The sequence below is a fragment of the Pelagerythrobacter sp. genome (assembly GCF_041912895.1).
Lineage (GTDB): Bacteria > Pseudomonadota > Alphaproteobacteria > Sphingomonadales > Sphingomonadaceae > Pelagerythrobacter.
The window spans coordinates 678,295-697,433 of record NZ_JAYSGI010000001.1 but is presented as its reverse complement, the minus strand read 5'-3'; the positions used below and the strand labels follow the sequence as shown (position 1 = coordinate 697,433).

Genomic DNA, 19,139 nt, shown 5'->3' with positions numbered 1-19,139 from the left:
CAAGCATGAACGCGATGCGCATTTCGGATCTCGCGCGGGCGGGCGGCGTCGGGGTCGAGACGGTCCGGTTTTACCAGCGCAAGGGCCTGCTGCTCGTTCCGCGCGGCGATGCACCGGGCGGGCGGCATTACGATGCGAGCGACGCGCGCCGCTTGCGCTTCGTCCGCCACGCGCAGGCGGCGGGCTTCACGCTCGCCGAAATCGCCGAACTGATCGACCTCGACCGCACCGACGATCGCCCGCGCGCCCGAACGATGGCGCGCGAACGCATCGCCTCGCTCGATGTGCAGATCGCCGAGTTGACCGCCGCGCGTGCTTCGCTGGCCAAGCTGGCGGCGGATTGCGCGCAGGGCGGGGCGGGGCCATGCCCCATCCTCGCCGCGTTCGACTAGAATTTCGGCTTCAGGCCCTCGATCCCCAGCTCGGGGATGATGCGGTAGCGCGCGACCACGAGGCTGAACGCGCCGAACAGGATCAGCCCGATCGCCACCAGCGTGTAGAGCGCGCCCATGTCGCGGAGCGAAAGCAGCGCTTCGCCGAGGCCCTTGATCTGGCCTTCCTGTGCCAGCCATGCGCCTTGCACCATCGACCAGCCGATCACCGCGAACACGACCGCGCGCGCCGCATGGCCGACCCGGCCCGCCGTGCGAATGCCCGAAGGCGCACCGGCCGAGACGCGTTTCATGAAGTCGCCGGTCCACGCGTTGTAGGCCTGCTTGCCCGCGGCAGCGAGGAAGCCGAGGCCGATCAGCCCGATCAGCACCGGGCCGAGATCCATCGCGAGCACCGATCCGGCCATCTGCTCGCCGCTCGATCCGCCGTCCGAAGTCTGCTTCGCGCCGCTCGCGAACTGGTAGCTGGCGTAGGCGAGGAACAGGTGCGCGACACCGCTGGCGGCATCGCCGACGCGCTTCACCGCGCCTTCCGTCCCGCTGCCGCGATGCTGGATGTCGCCGATCGCGGACATGAAGCGGAACGTGGCATAGCCGAGCAGCCCGAGTGCCATGACGTAGAGCAGCGGCACGCCCAGCGGCACGTCCTGCAGATAATCGAACACCGCCGATTGCCCATCGCGTGCCTCGCCAGCGGTGCCGAGCGCGAGGTAGCCGAACAGCAGGTAGACGATCCCGCGCGCGGCGAACCCGGCGCGCACGAGCCAGCGGAATTTCTCGGACGTGGCGGCCATCTTTGTCCCCGTTAACCTGTCAGCGCAACGGGCGGGGCCGGGATTGGTGCCCGTGGAGCGGCTCAGACGTTGAACTTGAACAACATTACGTCGCCGTCCTGCACGAGATATTCCTTGCCTTCCTGTCGCAGCTTGCCCGCCTCGCGCGCAGGTGCTTCGCCGCCCAGCGTGACGTAATCGTCGTAGGCGATGGTCTCGGCGCGGATGAAGCCGCGCTCGAAATCGGTGTGGATCTCGCCCGCCGCCTGCGGGGCCTTCGCACCGGCCGGGAAAGTCCACGCGCGCGATTCCTTCGGCCCGGCGGTGAAGAAGGTCTGCAGGCCGAGGAGCTTGTAGCCCGCGCGGATCACGCGGCTGAGGCCGCTTTCGGTGAGGCCGAGTTCGGCGAGGTACTCGGCGCGGTCCTCGGCGGGCATCGCCACCAGCTCGCTCTCGATCGCGGCGGACACGACCACCGCTTCGGCACCCTCGGCCTTGGCTTTCTCGAACACTTGGGCGCTCAGGGCATTGCCCTCGGCCGCGTCTTCCTCGGCCACGTTGCACACGTAGAGCACGGGCTTGGCGGTGAGGAGCTGCGCCTGCGCGAAGACGCGTGCCTCTTCGTCATCCTTCGGCTCGGTCAGCCGCGCGGGCTTGCCCTCGCGCAGCAGGTCGAGCGCCTGGCCGAGCACCGAGGCCATGATCTTCGCTTCCTTGTCGCCTCCGGTCGCCTTCTTGGCCGCGGCGGGGACGCGCTTCTCGAGGCTTTCGAGGTCGGACAGCATCAGTTCGGTCTCGACCACCTCGGCATCGGCGATCGGATCGACTTTGTTGCTGACGTGCTGGATATCATCGTCCTCGAAGCAGCGCAGCACGTGGACCACCGCGTCGACCTCGCGGATGTTGCCGAGAAACTGGTTGCCGAGCCCCTCGCCCTTGCTCGCGCCCTTCACGAGGCCCGCGATGTCAACGAAGGCGAGCTGGGTGGGGACGACCTTGGCGCTCTTGGCGATCGCCGCGATCTTCTCCAGCCGCTCGTCGGGCACCGCGACCTGGCCCACGTTGGGTTCGATCGTGCAGAACGGATAATTAGCCGCCTGCGCCGCCTGCGTCTCGGTCAGCGCATTGAACAGGGTGGACTTGCCGACATTGGGCAGCCCGACGATTCCGCAACGGAAACCCATCGAAAACTCCGGAAATATGAGGTGCCGCGGCCCCTAGCGGCACTCGCGCGGCAAAGCTAGTCGTGGACCGCCCGCACCAGCGGGCCCAGCCGTTCCGACCGCCCGAGCATGGCGAGCTGGGTTTGGGCGGCGACGCGGTTGATTTCGGTCTGCGGGATCGCGCTGCCGCTCACCGCGCGGCGCAGCGGGCGGGTGCCGGGCGGCATTGCGGCGATCTCGGCGATCGCGCGCGGCACGTCCATTGTGTCGGCGCTGCGACCCGATCCGTCCTCGGTCCCCATCGCGGCAACGACTTCGGGATAGCCCGCGGTGTGGATTTCCGCCGCGCGTTCCTTCAGCGCACCGGTATAAACGTTGCGGTTGACCCACACTTTCGTGGGGTAGCCGCCCGGCTCGATGATGGTGACGTCGATATTGTGCGGCACCAGTTCGTAGGCGAGCTGTTCGAACATCGCCTCGACCGCGAACTTGTTGGCCGAATACATCCCGCCGAACGGCACGATCACCCGGCCGAGCTGCGAGGACACGGCGAAGATCTGCCCCCTCTTGCGTGCCCGCATCGCCGGCAGCACCGCGCGCGCGAGGCGGTGGTAGCCGAAGACGTTGGTGTCGAACGCCAGCCGCACCGCCTCCATGTCGTGCACCTCGACCGGGCCGGAGATGCCGATCCCGGCATTGTTGACCAGCACGTCGAGCGCACCGCCCGCGAGCCGCTCCGCCTCGGCGACGGCGCGCGCCACCATGTCGTCGTCAAGCACGTCGAGCTCGATCACCGTGATGTCGAGATTCTCGTCGTGCGCTAGCGCTTCCAGTTCCTCCGCCTCGGGCCGCGGCAGATTGCGCATCGTCGCGAACACCTTGGCGCCGAGCCGCGCGTAGTGCTCGGCCCCCACGCGCCCGAAGCCCGACGAGCAGCCGGTAATGAGGATCGACTTGCCCGAAAGATCGGGCGCGGCGGCCACGGCATCGGGCTGCGCGCGGGTGACGGTGGCGGCGAGCGCGGTCGTCGCGGCGGCGCCTGCAAGCAGTGTGCGGCGGGTCAGGTCGATCATCGGCAGTCCTCCTCGCACCTATCGTGGCACGGGCTTGCCGCCGCGTCGAGCACGTTACGGATCAGACGCGGCCTCGTCCGCCTGCGCATCGTAGAACCCCATCCCATCGAGTTCGCGCTGGACGTACCATAGCGCGAACACGTCGTAGATCGCATGGCCGATCATCACCGCCAGCAAGCTGCCGGTCTGCCAATAGAGCCATCCGAAAAGGCAGCCGATCGCGAAGATCAGCGCCATCACCAGCGGGCGCGCCATGTGTATCGCGGTGAACAGGATCGAGGACAGCGCAATGGCGAGAGGCATGGGCACGTAGTCGCCTGCCAACGTTTGCAGGCCGCCGCGGAACAGCGCTTCCTCGCCGATCCCGGCACATAGGGAAATCACGATGATCGCGGTAAGCGAAAGGCGGCCGCCGAACAGCCCGAACAGCTTTTCCTGTGTGCGAACCAGCTTGCGTGAAAGTGTCGGCGATCCGAAGCAGATGGCCGCTGCGCTCGCGATCATCGCCGCGGCGATCGCCAGCCCGACGAGCACCTGTCCGCCGTCGACGGTGACGAAATCGGCCAGCGCGCGCCCCGACAGCGCCCAGATTCCCGCGCCGACCGCCGTGAACACCGCCGCCTGTGCGATCATCACCGCGAGCATCTTCGGCCGCGAAAGCTGCGCGGGGTCGCGACGTTCCTTCACTGCATTCGCAGCGCCACATCGCTCATGAACCGGGCGTCGTTACCCTGCGCGAGCCAGTCGGCTTCGGCGGAAATCGCGGCGAGCATGTCGGTGAGGTCTTCCATTTCCGCCTTGGCGTAGTTGCCGAGGACGTGGCCGGTCACGCGGTCCTTGTGGCCCGGATGGCCGATGCCGATGCGTACGCGGCGGAAGTCGGGGCCCAGATGCTGGTTGATCGAGCGCAGCCCGTTGTGCCCCGCCAGCCCGCCGCCGACGCGCGCCTTGACCTTGAACGGGGCGAGATCGAGTTCGTCGTGGAATACCGTGAGCGCATCGACGTCGAGCTTGTAGAAGCGCAGCGCCTCGCCCACGCTGCGGCCGCTCTCGTTCATGAAGGTCGCGGGCTTGAGCAGCAGCACCTTCTGGCTGCCGATGCGGCCTTCCTGCACCCAACCGCTGAATTTCTTCTGCACCGGGCCGAAATCGTGCATCTCCGCGATCACGTCGCAGGCCATGAAGCCGACGTTGTGGCGGTGGAGCGCGTATTGCGGTCCGGGATTACCGAGGCCTGCCCATATCTGCATGGGGGCGCTGTAGCGGTCAGGCGCGGGACGGCAACCCTCCACCCAATCCCCCGCGAAGGCGGCGGATCGTGTCAAGTCAGCGGTTCAGCCGTCCCTCGATCAGCGTATCCACGATCCCCGGGTCGGCCAGCGTCGAGGTGTCGCCCAATGCTCCCGTCTCGTTTTCGGCGATCTTGCGCAGGATGCGGCGCATGATCTTGCCGCTGCGGGTCTTGGGCAGGGCGGGGGTAAAGTGGAGGTGATCGGGCGTGGCGATCGGGCCGATTTCCTTGCGGACCCACTGGCGCAGTTCGGCGGCGAAGTCCTCCTCCGCCTCCTCGCCGGCGTTGAGCGTGACGTAGCAGTAAATGCCCTGGCCCTTGATGTCGTGCGGGAAGCCGACCACCGCCGCTTCCGCCACGCGCGGGTGGGCCACCAGCGCGCTTTCGACCTCGGCGGTGCCCATGCGGTGGCCGCTCACGTTGATCACGTCGTCCACCCGGCCGGTGATCCAGTAGTAATCATCCGCATCGCGGCGGCAGCCGTCGCCGGTGAAATACTTGCCCTTGTAGGTGCTGAAATAGGTTTGCACGAAGCGGTCGTGATCGCCGTAAACGGTCCGCGCCTGCCCCGGCCAGCTGCGCGTGACACACAGATTGCCGTTCGCCGCGCCTTCCAGCACTTGGCCGTCGCCATCGACCAGTTCGGGGCACACGCCGAAGAACGGCTTGCCTGCGCTGCCCGGCTTCATGTCGTGCGCGCCGGGGAGGGTGGTGATCATGATCCCGCCCGTCTCGGTCTGCCACCAGGTATCGACCACCGGGATCGCGCCGCCGCCCACGGTATCGTGATACCAGCGCCAGGCCTCGGGGTTGATCGGCTCGCCCACCGTGCCGAGCAGGCGCAGGCTGGAAAGATCATGCTTGGCGACATGCGCCTCGCCTTCGCGCATCAGCGCGCGGATCGCGGTGGGCGCGGTGTAGAACACATTCACGCCGTGCTTCTCGCACACCGCCCAGAAGCGGTCGTGATCGGGGTAATTCGGCACGCCTTCGAACATCAGCGCGGTCGCCCGGTTCAGCAGTGGGCCGTAGACGATATAGCTGTGCCCGGTGATCCAGCCGATGTCGGCGGTGCACCAGTAGACCTCGCCGGGCCGGTAATCGAACACGTGGCGGAAGGTCGTCTCGGTCCACACCGCGTAGCCGCCGGTGGTGTGCAGCACGCCCTTGGGCTTGCCGGTCGAGCCCGAGGTATAAAGGATGAACAGCGGGTCTTCCGCGGCCATCGGCGCGCACGGGCATTCGTCGCCGACATCCTGCGACAGCTCGTGATACCAGTGGTCGCGTCCCTCGCGCATCGTTACCTTGCCGCCCGTATGGCGGACCGTGAGCACGGCCTTGACCGAAACCTTCTCCAGCGCGGCATCGACGTTGGCCTTGAGCGGGATGGTCTTCGATCCGCGCAGGCCTTCGTCGGCGGTGATAACCCAGTCGCTCGCGCAATCCTTGATCCGCCCGGCGATCGCATCGGGGGAAAAGCCGCCGAAGATCACCGAATGCACCGCGCCGATGCGGGCGCAGGCGAGCATCGCGATCGCGCCCTCGGGGATCATCGGCATATAGATCGTGACCCGGTCGCCCTTGGCCACGCCCATCGCCTTGAGCGTGTTCGCCATGCGGATCGTCTCGCGGCGGAGGTCTGCATAGGTCAGCCGCCGGACCTCGCCCGCCGGATCGTCGGGCTCGAAGATCAGCGCGACGGTGTCGCCGTGGCCCGCTTCGACGTGGCGGTCCACCGCGTTGTGGCACAGGTTGAGCGTGCCGTCCTCGAACCACTTGATGTCGACCGGATCGAAACTCCAGTTCGCGATTTTTCCGGGCTTCTCGATCCAGTCGAGCCGTTCCGCCTGCTCGGCCCAGAACGCGTCGGGCTCGTCCAGGCTGCGGCGGTACAACTCTTCGTACTGTTCCAGCGTGCAGCCGGCGCGGGCTTTCACCTCGGCCGGAACGGGGACGGTATCGGTGTCGCTCAAGCTGATTTCTCCGGTGTCGTGCGGATCGCGCGATCGTATCGCCGGAGGAGAGATAGGCAAGCGAACGCACAAACACAAAGCGCCGGCCCATCGCTGGACCGGCGCCTCGATTGAAAGCCCGAACGGGACATGGGAGGATTACTCCTCGCCGGCGTCCTCTTCGCTCTCGCCTTCCTCGTCGCTCTGCTCGCTGGCAGGCACGTCGTCGGCGGCCACTTCCTCGCCTTCCTCGGCCTCCGAGCGCTTGAGCGCGGACGGGGCGACGACGGTGGCGATGGTGAAGTCGCGGTCGGTGATGGCGCTTTCCGAACCCTCGGGCAGCGTGACTTCGCTGATGTGGATCGAATCGCCGACTTCCTTGCCAGTGACGTCGATCGTGATCTCGCTCGGGATCTTGTCCGCGTCGCAGACCAGTTCCAGTTCGTGACGGACCACGTTGAGCACGCCACCCTTCTTGAGGCCGGGGCTCGCTTCCTCGTTCTCGAACACGACCGGCACGTTCACGTCCACCTTGGCGCCCTTCGCGAGGCGCAGGAAATCGACGTGCAGCGGGCGATCGCTGACGGGGTGCAGCGCGACGTCCTTGGGCAGGGTGCGCAGCTTCTTGCCGCCGAGCTCGATCTCGATGATCGAGTTCATGAAATGCCCGGTGCCGAGCTGCTTGACCAGCACGCGCTCCTCGACGTGGATCGGGGTGGGTTCTTCCTTGCCGCCATAGATCACGGCGGGGACACGGCCTTCGCGACGCAGTGCACGGGAGGCTCCCTTGCCCGCCCGATCGCGCGTCTCGGCCGGCAGGGTCAGAGCGTCGCTCATGTCACGTACCTTTCGAAATGCTTTTGAATACAGGTTTCCGCCACGCCTCCAGGGATGACCATGGTCGGAAGCGCGCGCCTATAGCGCAAGGCCGGGCGAATGCAAGCCTGCGGGGAATCGCGCTATTGAATGCGCCGCACGGTGTAGCCTTGCGCCGAAAGCAGCGCGGGCAGCCCATCCTCACCCGCCAGGTGCGCGCTGCCGACCGCGACCAGCGGCCGCGGATCGCGCCTCAGCAGCGCTGTGAGCCGCGTAGCCCAGGCGCGATTGCGGGCCGCGTAGAGCGCCTCGCGCAGTTCGGGATCGGCAAGCATCGCGCTGGTCTCGCGATCGGCGAGGTGGTCGATCCGCCCCTTGTACCAGTCTGCGGCGTGGACGGCCGGGCTTTCGCGGTTGCGCTCCATGTCCACGATCACCGCGGCGAGCAGGTCGCGCTGCTCGGTCTCGGGCAGGCGGTCGAATACGTCGAACTGCGCGTCCGCGCCCTCCAGCTCGACGACTTTCGCGCGCGGCATCTCGCGCAGCAGTGCGCGGTCGACCCCGTTCGCGGAATCGCCCGTCTCGGCATACTGCGCCAGCGTCAGCGCCGCGGCCCATGTCTCGATATCGGCGAAGGTATCGGGCGAGAGATCGTGCTCGGTGAGGATCGCTGCGAGATCGCCGCGCAGCCGGGGTGGAACCTTGTCCGCCAGCGGCGGCTGCCCGGCGGTGCGGGCTCGCGCCGCAAAGGCATCGCGCAACCCCGCCGCGTCGTCCAGATCGCGGACCTCGACCACCAGCAGGTCGGCCCGCGAAACAACATCGTCGAGCGGGCCAGTGCGCCATTCCACCCCGTCCGGCAGCGAATGGATCGTGCCGAAGAGCCAACCTTCCACCTCACCGTCCGCCGACGAAACCTCGAACAACGCGGGGGAGGGGGTGCCCTCGAATCCGGGAGGCGGACCGGCCTGCCCGCAGGCGGCGAGCGTCAGCAGCGCCGCCAGCAAGGCAGGCAGGCGCATCACTGGACGCGTTCGGTCTCGATCCCGAGATCCTCCAGCTTTTCCTGCACGCTGTTCTCGCCCGCGAGGTGGCCCGCGCCGACCGCGACGAACACCGTGCCCGGCGCTTCGAGCCGTTCGTCGATCCACTGCGCCCAGTTGGCGTTGCGGGCGTAGAGCAGCCGCTCGGCCAGCACCGGATCGTCCATCCCCTCGTTCATCAGGTCGGCCAGGGCGTCGGCGTCGCCTTCGGCCCATTCGGCGACCATCGCATCGAGCATTTCCTTGATGTCGTCGATGCCATCGACCGTTTCCATCAGGAACTCGACCTGCGCATCCTGCGGCAGACCATCGAACAGCTCGAGCTGTTCCTCGACGGTCTCGAGCGCGCCGCGCCCGATCGTCTCCCCGGCCTGCGCCTCGAGCACCTGTTCCGCCCCCGCGTCGAGCGAATAGCCCTGCTTCAGCAGCGGCAGCATCGCCAGCGTCATTGCGCCATACCAGGGCTCGAACCGGTCGAACGCGGCCACCGGCAGCTCCAGCTTCGTCATCGCTGCTTCGTAGGCCGCCCGCTGATCGTCATCGAGCAGGCCGCGCAATGTCTGGCCATCGGGCAGTATCGCCTTGGTCATCACGATCTGCTGCATCGTGGTCGCCGTTGCGGGCGTCATCTCGATCTCGGTGACGAGCGTGTCCGAGCCGCCCAGCGCGGTCGCGATCGGGCCGCGATACCATTCGATGGTCGTGGGCAGCGCGTGGACCGTCCCGAACAACCAGATCGTGGTGTCCTCGTCGGCGACCTTCCACAAAGCGGGCGAGGCGACCGTGGCTTCGGCGGCGGGGGCCGGTGCCACCTCCTCCTGCGCGAACGCCGGCCCTGCCAAGGCGAGCGAAATTGCGGAGACGCCGAGCGAAAGGCGGCGGGCGGTATCGATAATGATCGTGAACGTCATGTCGGGTTGTCCTTCGGTTACGTTGGATTATAGGAAATCAGCCGCGGCGGCGCCATGCCCATCCGACCACCCATACGGCCAGCGAGAGCCAGAAAATCAGCACGCCGTTTGGCCAAGGGGTCAGCCCGCCACGTGCCAGCAGCCACCAGATCGCGCTGATCGTGAGATAGGCATAGAACGCCACTACCGTGCCGAAATCGTGCGCCGCCCGCTCGTGCTCGTCGAGCAGCAGAAACCAGCGGATCGACAGCGCCATGCCGATCACGACGATAGCGGCCATGACCAGCGCGACCTCGCGGCCGATCGGTCCGTCGGAAACGAACAGGTCGAGCCCGAATTCGGAACCTGTAAGCAGTATCAGCGCAAGCGTGGCGGCAAAGCCCAGCCCTGCGCTCAGGTAAAGGATCGCACCTGCTTCGCGCATGCGCGGGCTGCGCGGCAATGTCAGTGCGCGGCGATGACGACGGATGAGCCATGCCGCGAACGCGAGCAGCAGTGCTGCGACGGCACCCGCGATATAGATCACCGGATGGGGCGGGCCGGAATTTTCGACTGCACCAGTAATCAGACCCGCGAGGACTCCGAGCGCGAACAGCGCCAACAAGCCAGCACCTGCGAGGATTGCCAGATTGCCCAAGTTGCTCTCGGCACGCTCCACATCATCATCCCTGGTCATCGAAAATCTCCTCGATCCTCATCTCGAACAACCGTGCGATGCGGAACGCCAGCGGCAGCGAGGGATCGTGCTTGCCCGTCTCGATCGCGTTCACCGCCTGCCGCGACACGTCGAGCTGCATCGCCAGCTCCGCCTGGCTCCAGTCCCGCTCGGCACGCAGCACCTTGAGGCGGTTTTTCACCTGCTTGCCGCTCCACGAATGCGCGCCCAGGCGAAGCCGAGGTGGAATGCCAGTCCGGCAACGATTGCCAGCAGATATCCGTCGGCCAGAAGACCGGGAATTCCACGCCCGAGATCGGGCCACTCGCCTGCCGCGGTGTAGAACCCGAGGCGGCGCACACCCGTGGCCAGCGACAGCACCGCGCCCGCGAACAGATAGAGCGCGATCACCGACATGCCCCACCGCAACCCCGTGTCGCGCACGGCACTGAAATGCTCGTCGAAACGATTGCTGAACATCACCACAGCGATGAGTGCGCCGGTCACGGCCAGCGCAGCGGTCGAGATCGTGTGGCTTCCCGTCAGGTAGGATATCAGCAGCACGACATTCGCCGCCAGCCCCGTCCACGCCATGTTGAACGCGCTGGCCGTCTCGCCGCCGGTCGGCGCTTGGGGGTCGTAAGGCATATTCCGCAGTGCTCCCTTCATCTCGCTCACGCCGTGCCGCGAAAGCGCTTCAGGTTGAAGGCTATCAGGAACACCGCGATCCCGATGTGGATGCCCATGTCGGCCGGCCAGTCCCTGATGTGCGCATTGCCCGTCGCCCCATCGACGAACCCTTCGATCAGCGGCGCGAAGATCAGCCATGCGACGGCGGCCATGAACCCCGCAGTGGCGCCCGCCGACCATAACGACAGCGTATATTCGTCGGCGTTGCGCGACATGAACATCACCATCATCGAGAGTACGAGGGACGCCGCCCCGATCACGCCATAGCTTTCTTCGAGCATGCCCATTTTCGAGAGTATCAGAAGAGCGAGGCAGGGAATGGCGAACACGCCGAAATTGAGATGGATCTTCGCCCAGTCACGATTGGTCGTCGCTTTCGCGTTGTACACTATTGTTACTCCCTCGGGGTATATGAGACCAGATCGACCTTGGTGTCAGGTTTCCCTGACCATATGTCGCGATTCGCTTATCATGTCAACAGAACCTGACATCATGTCACACATGCCTGTCTTTCGCGCGTCCACCGCAGCCTGCGCATTGACCCGATTTCGCGCCTGCGCCATGGCCGCGCGCACGATGGACCGATCACCCCAGACCAGCTTTCAGGACATGATCCTCTGCCTCCACGATTTCTGGAGCGCGCACGGGTGCCTGATCCTCCAGCCCTACGATATGCGGATGGGCGCGGGCACGTTCCACACCGCGACCACGCTCCGCGCCCTCGGGCCCGAGCCGTGGAACGCGGCCTTCGTCCAGCCCTGCCGCCGCCCGACCGACGGGCGCTACGGCGAGAACCCCAACCGGCTCCAGCACTACTACCAGTATCAGGTCATCCTGAAGCCGAGCCCGCCCGACATTCAGGATCTCTATCTCGAGAGCCTGCGGGTGATCGGGATCGATCCACTCAAGCACGACATCCGCTTCGTCGAGGATGACTGGGAAAGCCCCACATTGGGCGCCTGGGGGCTCGGCTGGGAGGTCTGGTGCGACGGCATGGAGGTGACGCAGTTCACCTATTTCCAGCAGATGGGCGGGTTCGACTGCAAGCCGGTCGCGGGCGAGCTGACCTATGGCCTCGAGCGCCTCGCGATGTATATCCAGGGCGTCGACAACGTCTACGACCTGAATTTCGACGGGCGCGGGACGAGCTACGGCCACGTCTTCCTCGAGAACGAGAAGCAGATGTCGAAGTGGAACTTCGAGATCGCCGATACCGACGCGCTGTTCGACCTGTTTCGCAAGGCCGCGGCCGAATGCCGCAACTGTCTCGACAACGACGTGCCCATCGCCGCCTACGAACAGGCGATCGAGGCGAGCCACGTGTTCAACCTGCTGCAGGCGCGGGGCGTGATCTCGGTGCAGGAACGTGCCAGCTACATGGCGCAGGTCCGCGATCTCGCTCGCGGTAGCTGCGAGGCCTACATGGCCCGCGAGGCGCCCAGCTGGGCGGAGAAATACCCGGAGTGGTCGAAATGAGCGGCTCCGACTTCCTCCTCGAACTGCGCTCCGAAGAAATCCCCGCGCGGATGCAGGCCGGCGCGCGCGACGAGCTGGAGAAGCTGTTCCGCCGCGAGATGGAGGCGGCGGGCATCGAACCCGGCGAGGTCACCGTCTGGTCCACCCCGCGCCGCCTCGCGCTGATCGCGCGCGGCCTGCCGCAAGCCACCGAGGCTGTCAGCGAGGAGGCCAAGGGCCCGCCCGAAGGCGCGCCCGACGCCGCGATCGACGGTTTCTGCCGCAAGAACGGCGTTACCCGCGACCAGCTCGAACTGCGCGAGGTGAAAGGTCGCAACACGTGGTTCGCGGTGATCGAGAAGCCCGGCCGCGCCACCGGCGACCTGCTGGGCGAGGCGATCCCGGCAATCGTCCGCGATTTCGCCTGGCCCAAGTCGATGCGCTGGGGCGCTGCCTCGATTGGCACCGATAGCTTGCGCTGGGTACGTCCGCTGAGCGGGATCGTCGCGTTGCTGGGCGAGGATGTGGTCGAGTGCGAGGTCCACGGCGTCGCTTCTGGTCGGGTCACCCTCGGCCACCGGTTCCATCATTCGGGCGAGATCACGATCAGTAGCGCCGCCGATTACGCCGACAAGCTGCGTGCCGCCCACGTGATCGTCGACCATCAGGAACGCGCCGGGATCATTCGCGAGGCCGCGCGCAAGGCGGCGAAAGCTGCCGGTCTCACGGTCATCGCAGACGAGGGCCTGGTGGTCGAGAATGCCGGGCTGACCGAATGGCCAGTCCCGCTGCTGGGCCGGTTCGACAGCGGTTTCCTGAATGTACCGCCGGAAGTGATCCAGCTCACCGCGCGCGTGAACCAGAAATACTTCGTGTGTGAGGACAAGTCGGGAACGCTCGCCAACGCCTTCGTCTGCACCGCCAACATCGCCGCGGAAGGCGGCGGCGCGGCGATCGTTGACGGCAACCGCAAGGTCCTCGCCGCGCGCCTCTCCGACGCGCGCTTCTTCTGGGAGCAGGACCGCAAGACCCCGCTGGCCGATCACGCGAAGAAGCTCGAGCGGATTACCTTCCACGAAAAGCTCGGCACCGTCGCCGACAAGGTCGAGCGCGTCGCCAAGCTGGCGCGCTGGCTGGTGGAAGAAGGGATCGTCACCCCGGACTTGATCCGGGGTCCCGCTTCTTCTGGTGCAGCGCTCGAAGAAAAGCGGGACCCCGGCTCGGGGGCCGGGGTGACAAAGGAAGAATTGGCGCAGATGGCGGAGGATGCCGCCCGCCTCGCCAAGGCCGACCTCGTCACCGAGATGGTCGGCGAATTCCCCGAGTTGCAGGGGCTGATGGGCGGCTATTACGCCCGCGCCGAGGGGCTGCCTGACGAGGTCGCTGATGCCATCCGCGACCACTACAAGCCGGTCGGTCAGGGCGACGAGGTGCCGACCGCGCCAGTGACGGTGGCGGTGTCGCTGGCGGACAAGCTGGATACCGTCGTTGCCTTCTTTGCTATCGGCGAGACGCCCACCGGATCAAAAGATCCATTCGCGCTTCGGCGTGCGGCGCTTGGAATCATTCGGGTTTTGTCTGACCAACAATTGCGTCTCTCGCTCAACGAGGTGACGAGGCCGGTTGCCAAGCTCCTCTCGAAGCACATTGCCATTAGAGAATATCGCCGCTTGGGTGAGACCGACTTCTCGCTCATTGAGACTTGGTATGTGGCTGCTGTCTCCGACCGCCCCTTCCAATTTTCCGAGAAAGGCGCTGCTTGGAGATTCCAAGAGAATCTCGTCAACAAGGAGCATATGTCCAATGAACTGAGCAAACCCATTCACTGGGTGAACTCGATTTATCTGGCTTTATTGGAAGGCGTTAGCAGCCTCCACGACTTCTTCGCCGACCGCCTCAAAGTCCAGCAACGCGAGGCAGGCGTCCGCCACGACCTCATCGACGCAGTCTTCGCGCTCGGGAACGAAGACGACCTCGTGCGGCTTCTGGCTCGTGTGAACGCTCTGCAATCCTTCATGGAATCCGAGGACGGCGCCAACTTGCTCGCAGGGTACAAGCGCGCGGCCAATATCCTCAAGAAGGAGGATTGGTACGGCGTCGAGGGCGAGCCCGCGCATACCGGCGAGGAAGACCCGCTCGCCAACGTCGACGATCCCGACATGAAGGCGGTGATCGACGCCAAGATGGCGGACCGTCACGCAAAGGAGTTGTCCTACGCGCCGGAGCCTGCGGAAAAGGCGCTGATGGACGCGCTCGATGCCGCCGAACCCGCCGCCGCACAGGCGATCGAAGCGGAGGATTTCGCCGCCGCGATGGCCGCGCTGGCTTCGCTACGCGCGCCGATCGACCGGTTCTTCGAAGAAGTGACGGTAAACGCCGATGAAGAAAACAAGCGCGCGCATCGGCTCGACCTGCTTGCACGCTTTCGTGCTGCAGTGCACAACGTGGCGGATTTCTCGCGCATCGAGGGCTGATCCGCCGCGGACCGGCCCGCAACCGATCCCATCCAGACAAGGAACGGCATGGAACAGACAGTCTTTACCTTCGGCGGCGATGCCGCGCATACGATTGCGCGGCAGAAGGACAAGACCGTCACCGGCGGCAAGGGCGCGAACCTCGCGGAAATGGCGAGCATCGGCTTGCCGGTGCCCCCCGGCTTCACCATCGCGACCGACGAATGCGTGCGCTATCTGAAAGAAGGCGGCGATTTCTCCGACGCATTGCGAGATGACGTCGCCAAGGCCCTGCAACATATCGAGAAAACCGTCGGCAAGCGCTTCGGCGATGCCGCCGATCCGCTGCTCGTCTCGGTCCGCTCGGGCGCACGCGTCTCGATGCCTGGCATGATGGACACCGTTCTCAACCTCGGCCTCAACGACGAGACGGTGGAGGGCCTCGCGGCGACCAGCGGCGATGCCCGCTTCGCGTGGGACAGCTATCGCCGTTTCGTCCAGATGTATTCCGACGTGGTGCTCGGCATCGATCATGGCCTGTTCGAAGAAGCGCTCGAAATCGCCAAGGAAGACAAGGGTTTCTTCAACGATACCGAGATGGAGCTTGAAGACTGGCAGGCGCTGGTCGGGGAGTACAAGGCGATCGTCCTGCGCGAGCTCGGCGAAGACTTCCCGCAAGACGTCGACGACCAACTCTGGGGCGCCATCCGCGCCGTGTTCGATAGCTGGGACAGCGACCGGGCGAAGGTCTACCGCCGGCTGAACGACATTCCCGCAGACTGGGGCACTGCGGTCAACGTGCAGGCGATGGTGTTCGGCAACATGGGCGAAACCAGCGCCACCGGCGTCGCCTTCACCCGCGATCCGGCGACGGGCGAGAAGGCCTACTACGGCGAATACCTGATAAACGCGCAGGGCGAGGACGTGGTCGCCGGCATCCGCACCCCGCAATACCTCACGAAAGCCGCGCGCCAAGCGGCGGGCGCGAAACCGCTCAGCATGGAAGAGGCCATGCCCGAGGCTTACGGCGAGCTCGCCCGCGTGTTCGACCTGCTCGAACGGCACTACCGCGACATGCAGGATATCGAATTCACCGTGGAGCGCGGGCATTTGTGGATGCTGCAAACCCGCAGCGGCAAGCGCACCGCCAAGGCCGCGCTCAAGCTCGCGGTCGACATGGTGGATGAGCGCCTGATCGACGAGAAGACCGCGATCCTGCGGGTCGATCCGATGGCACTGGATCAACTGCTCCATCCGACGCTCGACCCCGATGCCCCGCGCGACGTGCTCACTACCGGCCTCCCGGCTTCGCCCGGCGCGGCAAGCGGCAAGATCGTGCTCGATGCGGACACCGCCGAGCAATGGTCGCAGCGTGGCGAGAAGGTCATCCTCGTTCGCGTGGAAACCAGCCCGGAGGACATTCACGGGATGCACGCAGCACAAGGCATTCTGACCGCGCGCGGCGGCATGACGTCACACGCGGCGGTGGTTGCGCGCGGCATGGGCCGCCCGTGTGTTTCGGGCGCGCCGGGTGTGTCGATCGACCTCAAGGCGCGCACCCTGCGCATCGGCGAGCGCGAACTGGGCGAGGGCGATACGCTCACGCTCGACGGCGGGACCGGGCAGGTCATGGCAGGCGAGGTCGCGACGATCGAGCCCGAGCTGGCGGGCGACTTCGGCACGCTGATGGACTGGGCCGACCGCCACCGGCGGATGAAGGTCCGCACCAATGCCGAAACCCCGGCGGACTGCCGCATGGCACGCCAGTTCGGCGCCGAGGGCATCGGCCTGTGCCGCACCGAGCACATGTTCTTCGATGCGGGCCGCATCAGCGCGGTTCGCGAGATGATCCTGGCCGACAGCGAGGCGGGCCGCCGCGCCGCGCTCGCCAAGCTGCTGCCCGAACAGCGCGCCGATTTCCGCGAGATTTTCGAAGTCATGGCCGGGCTGCCGTGCACCATCCGCCTGCTCGATCCGCCGCTGCACGAATTCCTGCCGCACGGCGACGCCGAGTTCGCCGAACTGGCCGATGCCACCGGCCTGGGTGTCGATCACTTGCGGCGGCGCGCTGACGAACTCCACGAGTTCAACCCGATGCTGGGTCATCGCGGGTGCCGGCTCGGGATCACGTACCCCGAAATCTACGAGATGCAGGCGCGCGCCATCTTCGAAGCGGTGTGCGAGGTCGCCGAGGCGAGCGGCGAAGCGCCGCTGCCCGAGGTGATGATCCCGCTCGTCGCCACCAAGCGCGAACTGGAACTGCTGCGCGCGCTGGTCGATCGCGTCGCGGGTGAGGTCTTCGCCGAGAAAGGGCGCGAGGTCGCCTATCTCGTCGGCACGATGATCGAACTGCCGCGCGCCGCGCTGATGGCCGGGGAGATCGCACAGGAGGCGCGCTTCTTCTCGTTCGGAACCAACGATTTGACGCAGACAACTCTGGGTGTTTCGAGAGATGATTCGGCGCGCTTCCTTGCTCCCTATGTCGACAAGGGCATCTTCCCGCGCGACCCATTCGTCAGCCTCGACATCGACGGGGTAGGGCAGCTGGTCGAACTCGCCGTCGAGCGTGGGCGGGCGACACGGGGTGACATCAAGCTCGGCATCTGCGGCGAACACGGCGGCGATCCGGCCAGCATCGCGTTCTGCGAGAAGATCGGTCTCGATTACGTCAGCGCCTCACCCTACCGCGTGCCGATTGCGCGGCTGGCGGCGGCGCAGGCGAGCCTTCGCTAACTTTTCCAGCCGGTTAGAGTGATGATCTCGAAAGGTTCGACCACCTTTCCATCCGTATCGGCCTGATCCAGAAACGCAGCCTGCGCCCGCTCCATCGCAGCGCGCGACAACGTAGGCGGGGTGGATGCCAACACATTGGTCAGCCCCTGTGCGCGCAAGTCCGCCACCAGCCGGTCGAGCGATCCGTAGCGCACCCGGAGCGTGAACGAATCCGCGACCTGCCGCGCGAACCCGGCCCGCTGGAGCAGCGCCGAGGCGGCGCGCATGTCGATCATCGGATGCATCCGCGCCGCGGGGCGTTCGGGCTCGGCGGCCAGCAGGGCACGGCGCAGGTTCGGCAAGCTACCCGCGCCGAGGAAGCTGGCGATCGCAATCCCACCGGGCGCCAGCGCCTCGCGCATATGCAGCAGCGCGCCCGGCACGTCGTTGACCGTATCGAGCGAGCCGAGGCTGGCGACGAGATCGTACCGCCCGTCGAGTGCCGCTTCCTCGTCGATCGCGTCGGGGCCGTGCGAAACGATCCGCGCCGCCGAACCGTCAAGGGCCTCGACCGCCAGCCCCGTTGGGTCGCCGATCACCAGCGCCGTTTCCATCCGGTGGTCGATGAAACCAAGCCGATCCCCCAGTTCCTCGGCCATCGCGCGGAACACGAAGTCCGCCGCATCCGCGCCGCGCTGCAGTTCCAATGCCCTGCGCCAGCGGGCCGCGCGGCGCGGGCGGGAAAAGATCTGTGGTACTCCGGAAGATGCCATCGCCGGGCCCTGCCGCTCTTGCCAGGCGCATGCAAGCGCGGGCAGCATCGCGCGATGCCTGCCGCCACCCTCTTGCGCGAATCGCTCGCTCCGCTGGTGGACCTGATCTACCCGCCGCGTTGCCCGGTATGCGGCGAGAGCATCGCGCAGCAGGATGGCCTGTGCCCGGCGTGCTGGAGCGAACTGGTCATCCCCGGCGCGCCCGCCTGCGCGCGATGCCAACGACCGATCGCCAGCGACGTCGCGGAAGGGACGATGATCTGCGCTCCCTGTCTCGCACACCCGCCCCGGCACGATGGTATTGCGGCAGGGACGATCTACAACGATACCGCCCGCAAGCTGGTGCTGGCCTTCAAGCACGGCCGGCGAATCGCGCTCGCGCCGATGCTCGCGCGGCTCGTCGCGGCGCGGTTGCCGGTGCTCGAGGGCGAGTGGCTGATCGTGCCGGTGCCGCTGCACCGCTGGCGGCTGTGGCGGCGCGGCTTCAACCAGGCGGCGCTGATCGCGCGCGAGCTTGCCTTGGGGACCGGCGGCACGCTGACGGTCGATGCGCTGCACCGGCACAAGCGCACGCCGATGCTCGGCGGACTGGGCCGCAAGGCGCGCGCCAAGACGCTGTCGGGGGCGATCGCGGCCGATCCGCGCCGTGCGGCCTCGTTGCGCGGCGCCAACGTGGTGCTGGTGGATGATGTCCTGACGAGCGGCGCGACGAGCGAAGCCTGCGTCGCGGCCCTGAAGCGCGCTGGCGCGAAACGCGTAATCGTCGCGTGCTTCTCTCGCGTGCTGGAGGAGGGGAAGGGCGGCATGCCCGGATGGAACCCCGATAACGAAACGCCCGGAGCCGAAGCTCCGGGCGCCACGTGACGAAAATCAAAGGATCCGCCCGAAGGCTGTGACGGCCAAACCCCCATCGGGCCGCACGGGATCCTATCCCTCAACGTTGCCGGAGGCGCCTTCGCCCATGACCTATGGCCTCGGGCGGGCTGC

The 19,139-nt window shown here is 66.5% G+C and carries 19 protein-coding genes; 5 read left to right on the top strand and 14 right to left on the bottom strand.

Going from position 1 to position 19,139, the window contains the following annotated elements:
* The first annotated feature begins 5 nt into the window (after positions 1–5).
* Positions 6–392, top strand: a complete 387-nt coding sequence (locus ACE3QC_RS03520; protein WP_374405726.1) for a MerR family transcriptional regulator — start codon at positions 6–8, stop codon at positions 390–392.
* Here the strand turns inward: ACE3QC_RS03520 and ACE3QC_RS03515 are convergent.
* The 13 genes from ACE3QC_RS03515 to ACE3QC_RS03455 form a co-directional block, all read right to left on the bottom strand.
* Positions 389–1,186, bottom strand: a complete 798-nt coding sequence (locus tag ACE3QC_RS03515; protein ID WP_374405725.1) for a DUF1206 domain-containing protein — start codon at positions 1,184–1,186, stop codon at positions 389–391. The genes ACE3QC_RS03520 and ACE3QC_RS03515 overlap by 4 nt on opposite strands.
* Before the next feature lie 62 nt (positions 1,187–1,248).
* Complete coding sequence (gene ychF, locus ACE3QC_RS03510) at positions 1,249–2,349, bottom strand: redox-regulated ATPase YchF (RefSeq protein ID WP_374405724.1); 1,101 nt, start codon at positions 2,347–2,349, stop codon at positions 1,249–1,251.
* A gap of 56 nt (positions 2,350–2,405) precedes the next feature.
* Entirely contained in the window at positions 2,406–3,401 is a 996-nt protein-coding gene (locus tag ACE3QC_RS03505) for an SDR family oxidoreductase (protein ID WP_374405723.1), read from the bottom strand.
* Between the two features lie 54 nt (positions 3,402–3,455).
* Positions 3,456–4,088 carry a lysostaphin resistance A-like protein gene (locus ACE3QC_RS03500; protein WP_374405722.1) on the bottom strand — a complete coding sequence of 211 codons (633 nt, stop codon included), beginning with the start codon at positions 4,086–4,088 and terminating at the stop codon, positions 3,456–3,458.
* Positions 4,085–4,651, bottom strand: coding sequence for an aminoacyl-tRNA hydrolase (pth, locus tag ACE3QC_RS03495; protein WP_374405721.1), 567 nt, complete (start codon positions 4,649–4,651; stop codon positions 4,085–4,087). Before pth ends, ACE3QC_RS03500 begins: the two co-directional genes overlap by 4 nt.
* Before the next feature lie 76 nt (positions 4,652–4,727).
* On the bottom strand, positions 4,728–6,665 hold the full coding sequence (gene acs / locus ACE3QC_RS03490; RefSeq protein ID WP_374405720.1) for an acetate--CoA ligase: 1,938 nt from the start codon (positions 6,663–6,665) through the stop codon (positions 4,728–4,730).
* Between the two features lie 138 nt (positions 6,666–6,803).
* Positions 6,804–7,481 carry a 50S ribosomal protein L25/general stress protein Ctc gene (locus ACE3QC_RS03485; protein WP_374405719.1) on the bottom strand — a complete coding sequence of 226 codons (678 nt, stop codon included), beginning with the start codon at positions 7,479–7,481 and terminating at the stop codon, positions 6,804–6,806.
* 122 nt (positions 7,482–7,603) lie between these two features.
* A complete protein-coding gene (locus ACE3QC_RS03480) occupies positions 7,604–8,482 on the bottom strand; it encodes a TraB/GumN family protein (protein ID WP_374405718.1) in 879 nt (292 codons plus the stop codon).
* The gene (locus ACE3QC_RS03475; RefSeq protein ID WP_374405717.1) at positions 8,482–9,414 is read right to left on the bottom strand and encodes a TraB/GumN family protein; all 933 of its coding nucleotides are present in this window, start codon (positions 9,412–9,414) and stop codon (positions 8,482–8,484) included. Before ACE3QC_RS03475 ends, ACE3QC_RS03480 begins: the two co-directional genes overlap by 1 nt.
* A gap of 37 nt (positions 9,415–9,451) precedes the next feature.
* Positions 9,452–10,090: a hypothetical protein gene (locus tag ACE3QC_RS03470; protein ID WP_374405716.1), complete on the bottom strand. Its 639-nt coding sequence runs from the start codon at positions 10,088–10,090 to the stop codon at positions 9,452–9,454.
* Complete coding sequence (locus tag ACE3QC_RS03465) at positions 10,077–10,271, bottom strand: helix-turn-helix transcriptional regulator (protein ID WP_374405715.1); 195 nt, start codon at positions 10,269–10,271, stop codon at positions 10,077–10,079. The genes ACE3QC_RS03470 and ACE3QC_RS03465 overlap by 14 nt, the downstream gene beginning before the upstream one ends.
* Positions 10,268–10,717: a hypothetical protein gene (locus ACE3QC_RS03460; protein WP_374405714.1), complete on the bottom strand. Its 450-nt coding sequence runs from the start codon at positions 10,715–10,717 to the stop codon at positions 10,268–10,270. The genes ACE3QC_RS03465 and ACE3QC_RS03460 overlap by 4 nt, the downstream gene beginning before the upstream one ends.
* 26 nt (positions 10,718–10,743) lie before the next feature.
* The gene (locus ACE3QC_RS03455; RefSeq protein WP_374405713.1) at positions 10,744–11,148 is read right to left on the bottom strand and encodes a hypothetical protein; all 405 of its coding nucleotides are present in this window, start codon (positions 11,146–11,148) and stop codon (positions 10,744–10,746) included.
* A 187-nt stretch (positions 11,149–11,335) separates the two neighbouring features.
* Between ACE3QC_RS03455 and ACE3QC_RS03450 the strand changes: the two genes are divergently transcribed.
* The 3 genes from ACE3QC_RS03450 to ppdK are packed head-to-tail and all read left to right on the top strand — an operon-like array spanning position 11,336 to position 17,400.
* A complete protein-coding gene (locus tag ACE3QC_RS03450) occupies positions 11,336–12,235 on the top strand; it encodes a glycine--tRNA ligase subunit alpha (protein ID WP_374405712.1) in 900 nt (299 codons plus the stop codon).
* Positions 12,232–14,688, top strand: coding sequence for a glycine--tRNA ligase subunit beta (gene glyS / locus ACE3QC_RS03445; RefSeq protein ID WP_374405711.1), 2,457 nt, complete (start codon positions 12,232–12,234; stop codon positions 14,686–14,688). The genes ACE3QC_RS03450 and glyS overlap by 4 nt, the downstream gene beginning before the upstream one ends.
* 48 nt (positions 14,689–14,736) lie before the next feature.
* A complete protein-coding gene (ppdK, locus tag ACE3QC_RS03440; RefSeq protein ID WP_374405710.1) occupies positions 14,737–17,400 on the top strand; it encodes a pyruvate, phosphate dikinase in 2,664 nt (887 codons plus the stop codon).
* Here the strand turns inward: ppdK and ACE3QC_RS03435 are convergent.
* Positions 17,397–18,086, bottom strand: coding sequence for a methyltransferase domain-containing protein (locus ACE3QC_RS03435; RefSeq protein WP_374405709.1), 690 nt, complete (start codon positions 18,084–18,086; stop codon positions 17,397–17,399). The two genes, ppdK and ACE3QC_RS03435, sit on opposite strands and share 4 nt — an antisense overlap.
* Positions 18,087–18,206: 120 nt before the next feature.
* Here ACE3QC_RS03435 and ACE3QC_RS03430 point away from each other — a divergent pair, with 120 nt between their 5' ends.
* On the top strand, positions 18,207–19,016 hold the full coding sequence (locus ACE3QC_RS03430) for a double zinc ribbon domain-containing protein (RefSeq protein WP_374405708.1): 810 nt from the start codon (positions 18,207–18,209) through the stop codon (positions 19,014–19,016).
* The last annotated feature ends 123 nt before the right edge of the window (positions 19,017–19,139 follow it).

Bases quoted from the DNA above. Each gene is read 5' to 3' on its own strand.
- ppdK (WP_374405710.1), top strand. From the start codon at position 14,737: ATGGAACAGACAGTCTTTACCTTCGGCGGCGATGCCGCGCATACGATT.
- ACE3QC_RS03480 (WP_374405718.1), bottom strand. From the start codon at position 8,482: ATGCGCCTGCCTGCCTTGCTGGCGGCGCTGCTGACGCTCGCCGCCTGC.
- ACE3QC_RS03515 (WP_374405725.1), bottom strand. From the start codon at position 1,186: ATGGCCGCCACGTCCGAGAAATTCCGCTGGCTCGTGCGCGCCGGGTTC.
- ACE3QC_RS03475 (WP_374405717.1), bottom strand. From the start codon at position 9,414: ATGACGTTCACGATCATTATCGATACCGCCCGCCGCCTTTCGCTCGGC.
- ACE3QC_RS03485 (WP_374405719.1), bottom strand. From the start codon at position 7,481: ATGAGCGACGCTCTGACCCTGCCGGCCGAGACGCGCGATCGGGCGGGC.
- glyS (WP_374405711.1), top strand. From the start codon at position 12,232: ATGAGCGGCTCCGACTTCCTCCTCGAACTGCGCTCCGAAGAAATCCCC.
- ACE3QC_RS03430 (WP_374405708.1), top strand. From the start codon at position 18,207: ATGCCTGCCGCCACCCTCTTGCGCGAATCGCTCGCTCCGCTGGTGGAC.
- ychF (WP_374405724.1), bottom strand. From the start codon at position 2,349: ATGGGTTTCCGTTGCGGAATCGTCGGGCTGCCCAATGTCGGCAAGTCC.
- ACE3QC_RS03520 (WP_374405726.1), top strand. From the start codon at position 6: ATGAACGCGATGCGCATTTCGGATCTCGCGCGGGCGGGCGGCGTCGGG.
- ACE3QC_RS03460 (WP_374405714.1), bottom strand. From the start codon at position 10,717: ATGCCTTACGACCCCCAAGCGCCGACCGGCGGCGAGACGGCCAGCGCG.
- pth (WP_374405721.1), bottom strand. From the start codon at position 4,651: ATGCAGATATGGGCAGGCCTCGGTAATCCCGGACCGCAATACGCGCTC.
- ACE3QC_RS03505 (WP_374405723.1), bottom strand. From the start codon at position 3,401: ATGATCGACCTGACCCGCCGCACACTGCTTGCAGGCGCCGCCGCGACG.
- ACE3QC_RS03470 (WP_374405716.1), bottom strand. From the start codon at position 10,090: ATGACCAGGGATGATGATGTGGAGCGTGCCGAGAGCAACTTGGGCAAT.
- ACE3QC_RS03450 (WP_374405712.1), top strand. From the start codon at position 11,336: ATGGACCGATCACCCCAGACCAGCTTTCAGGACATGATCCTCTGCCTC.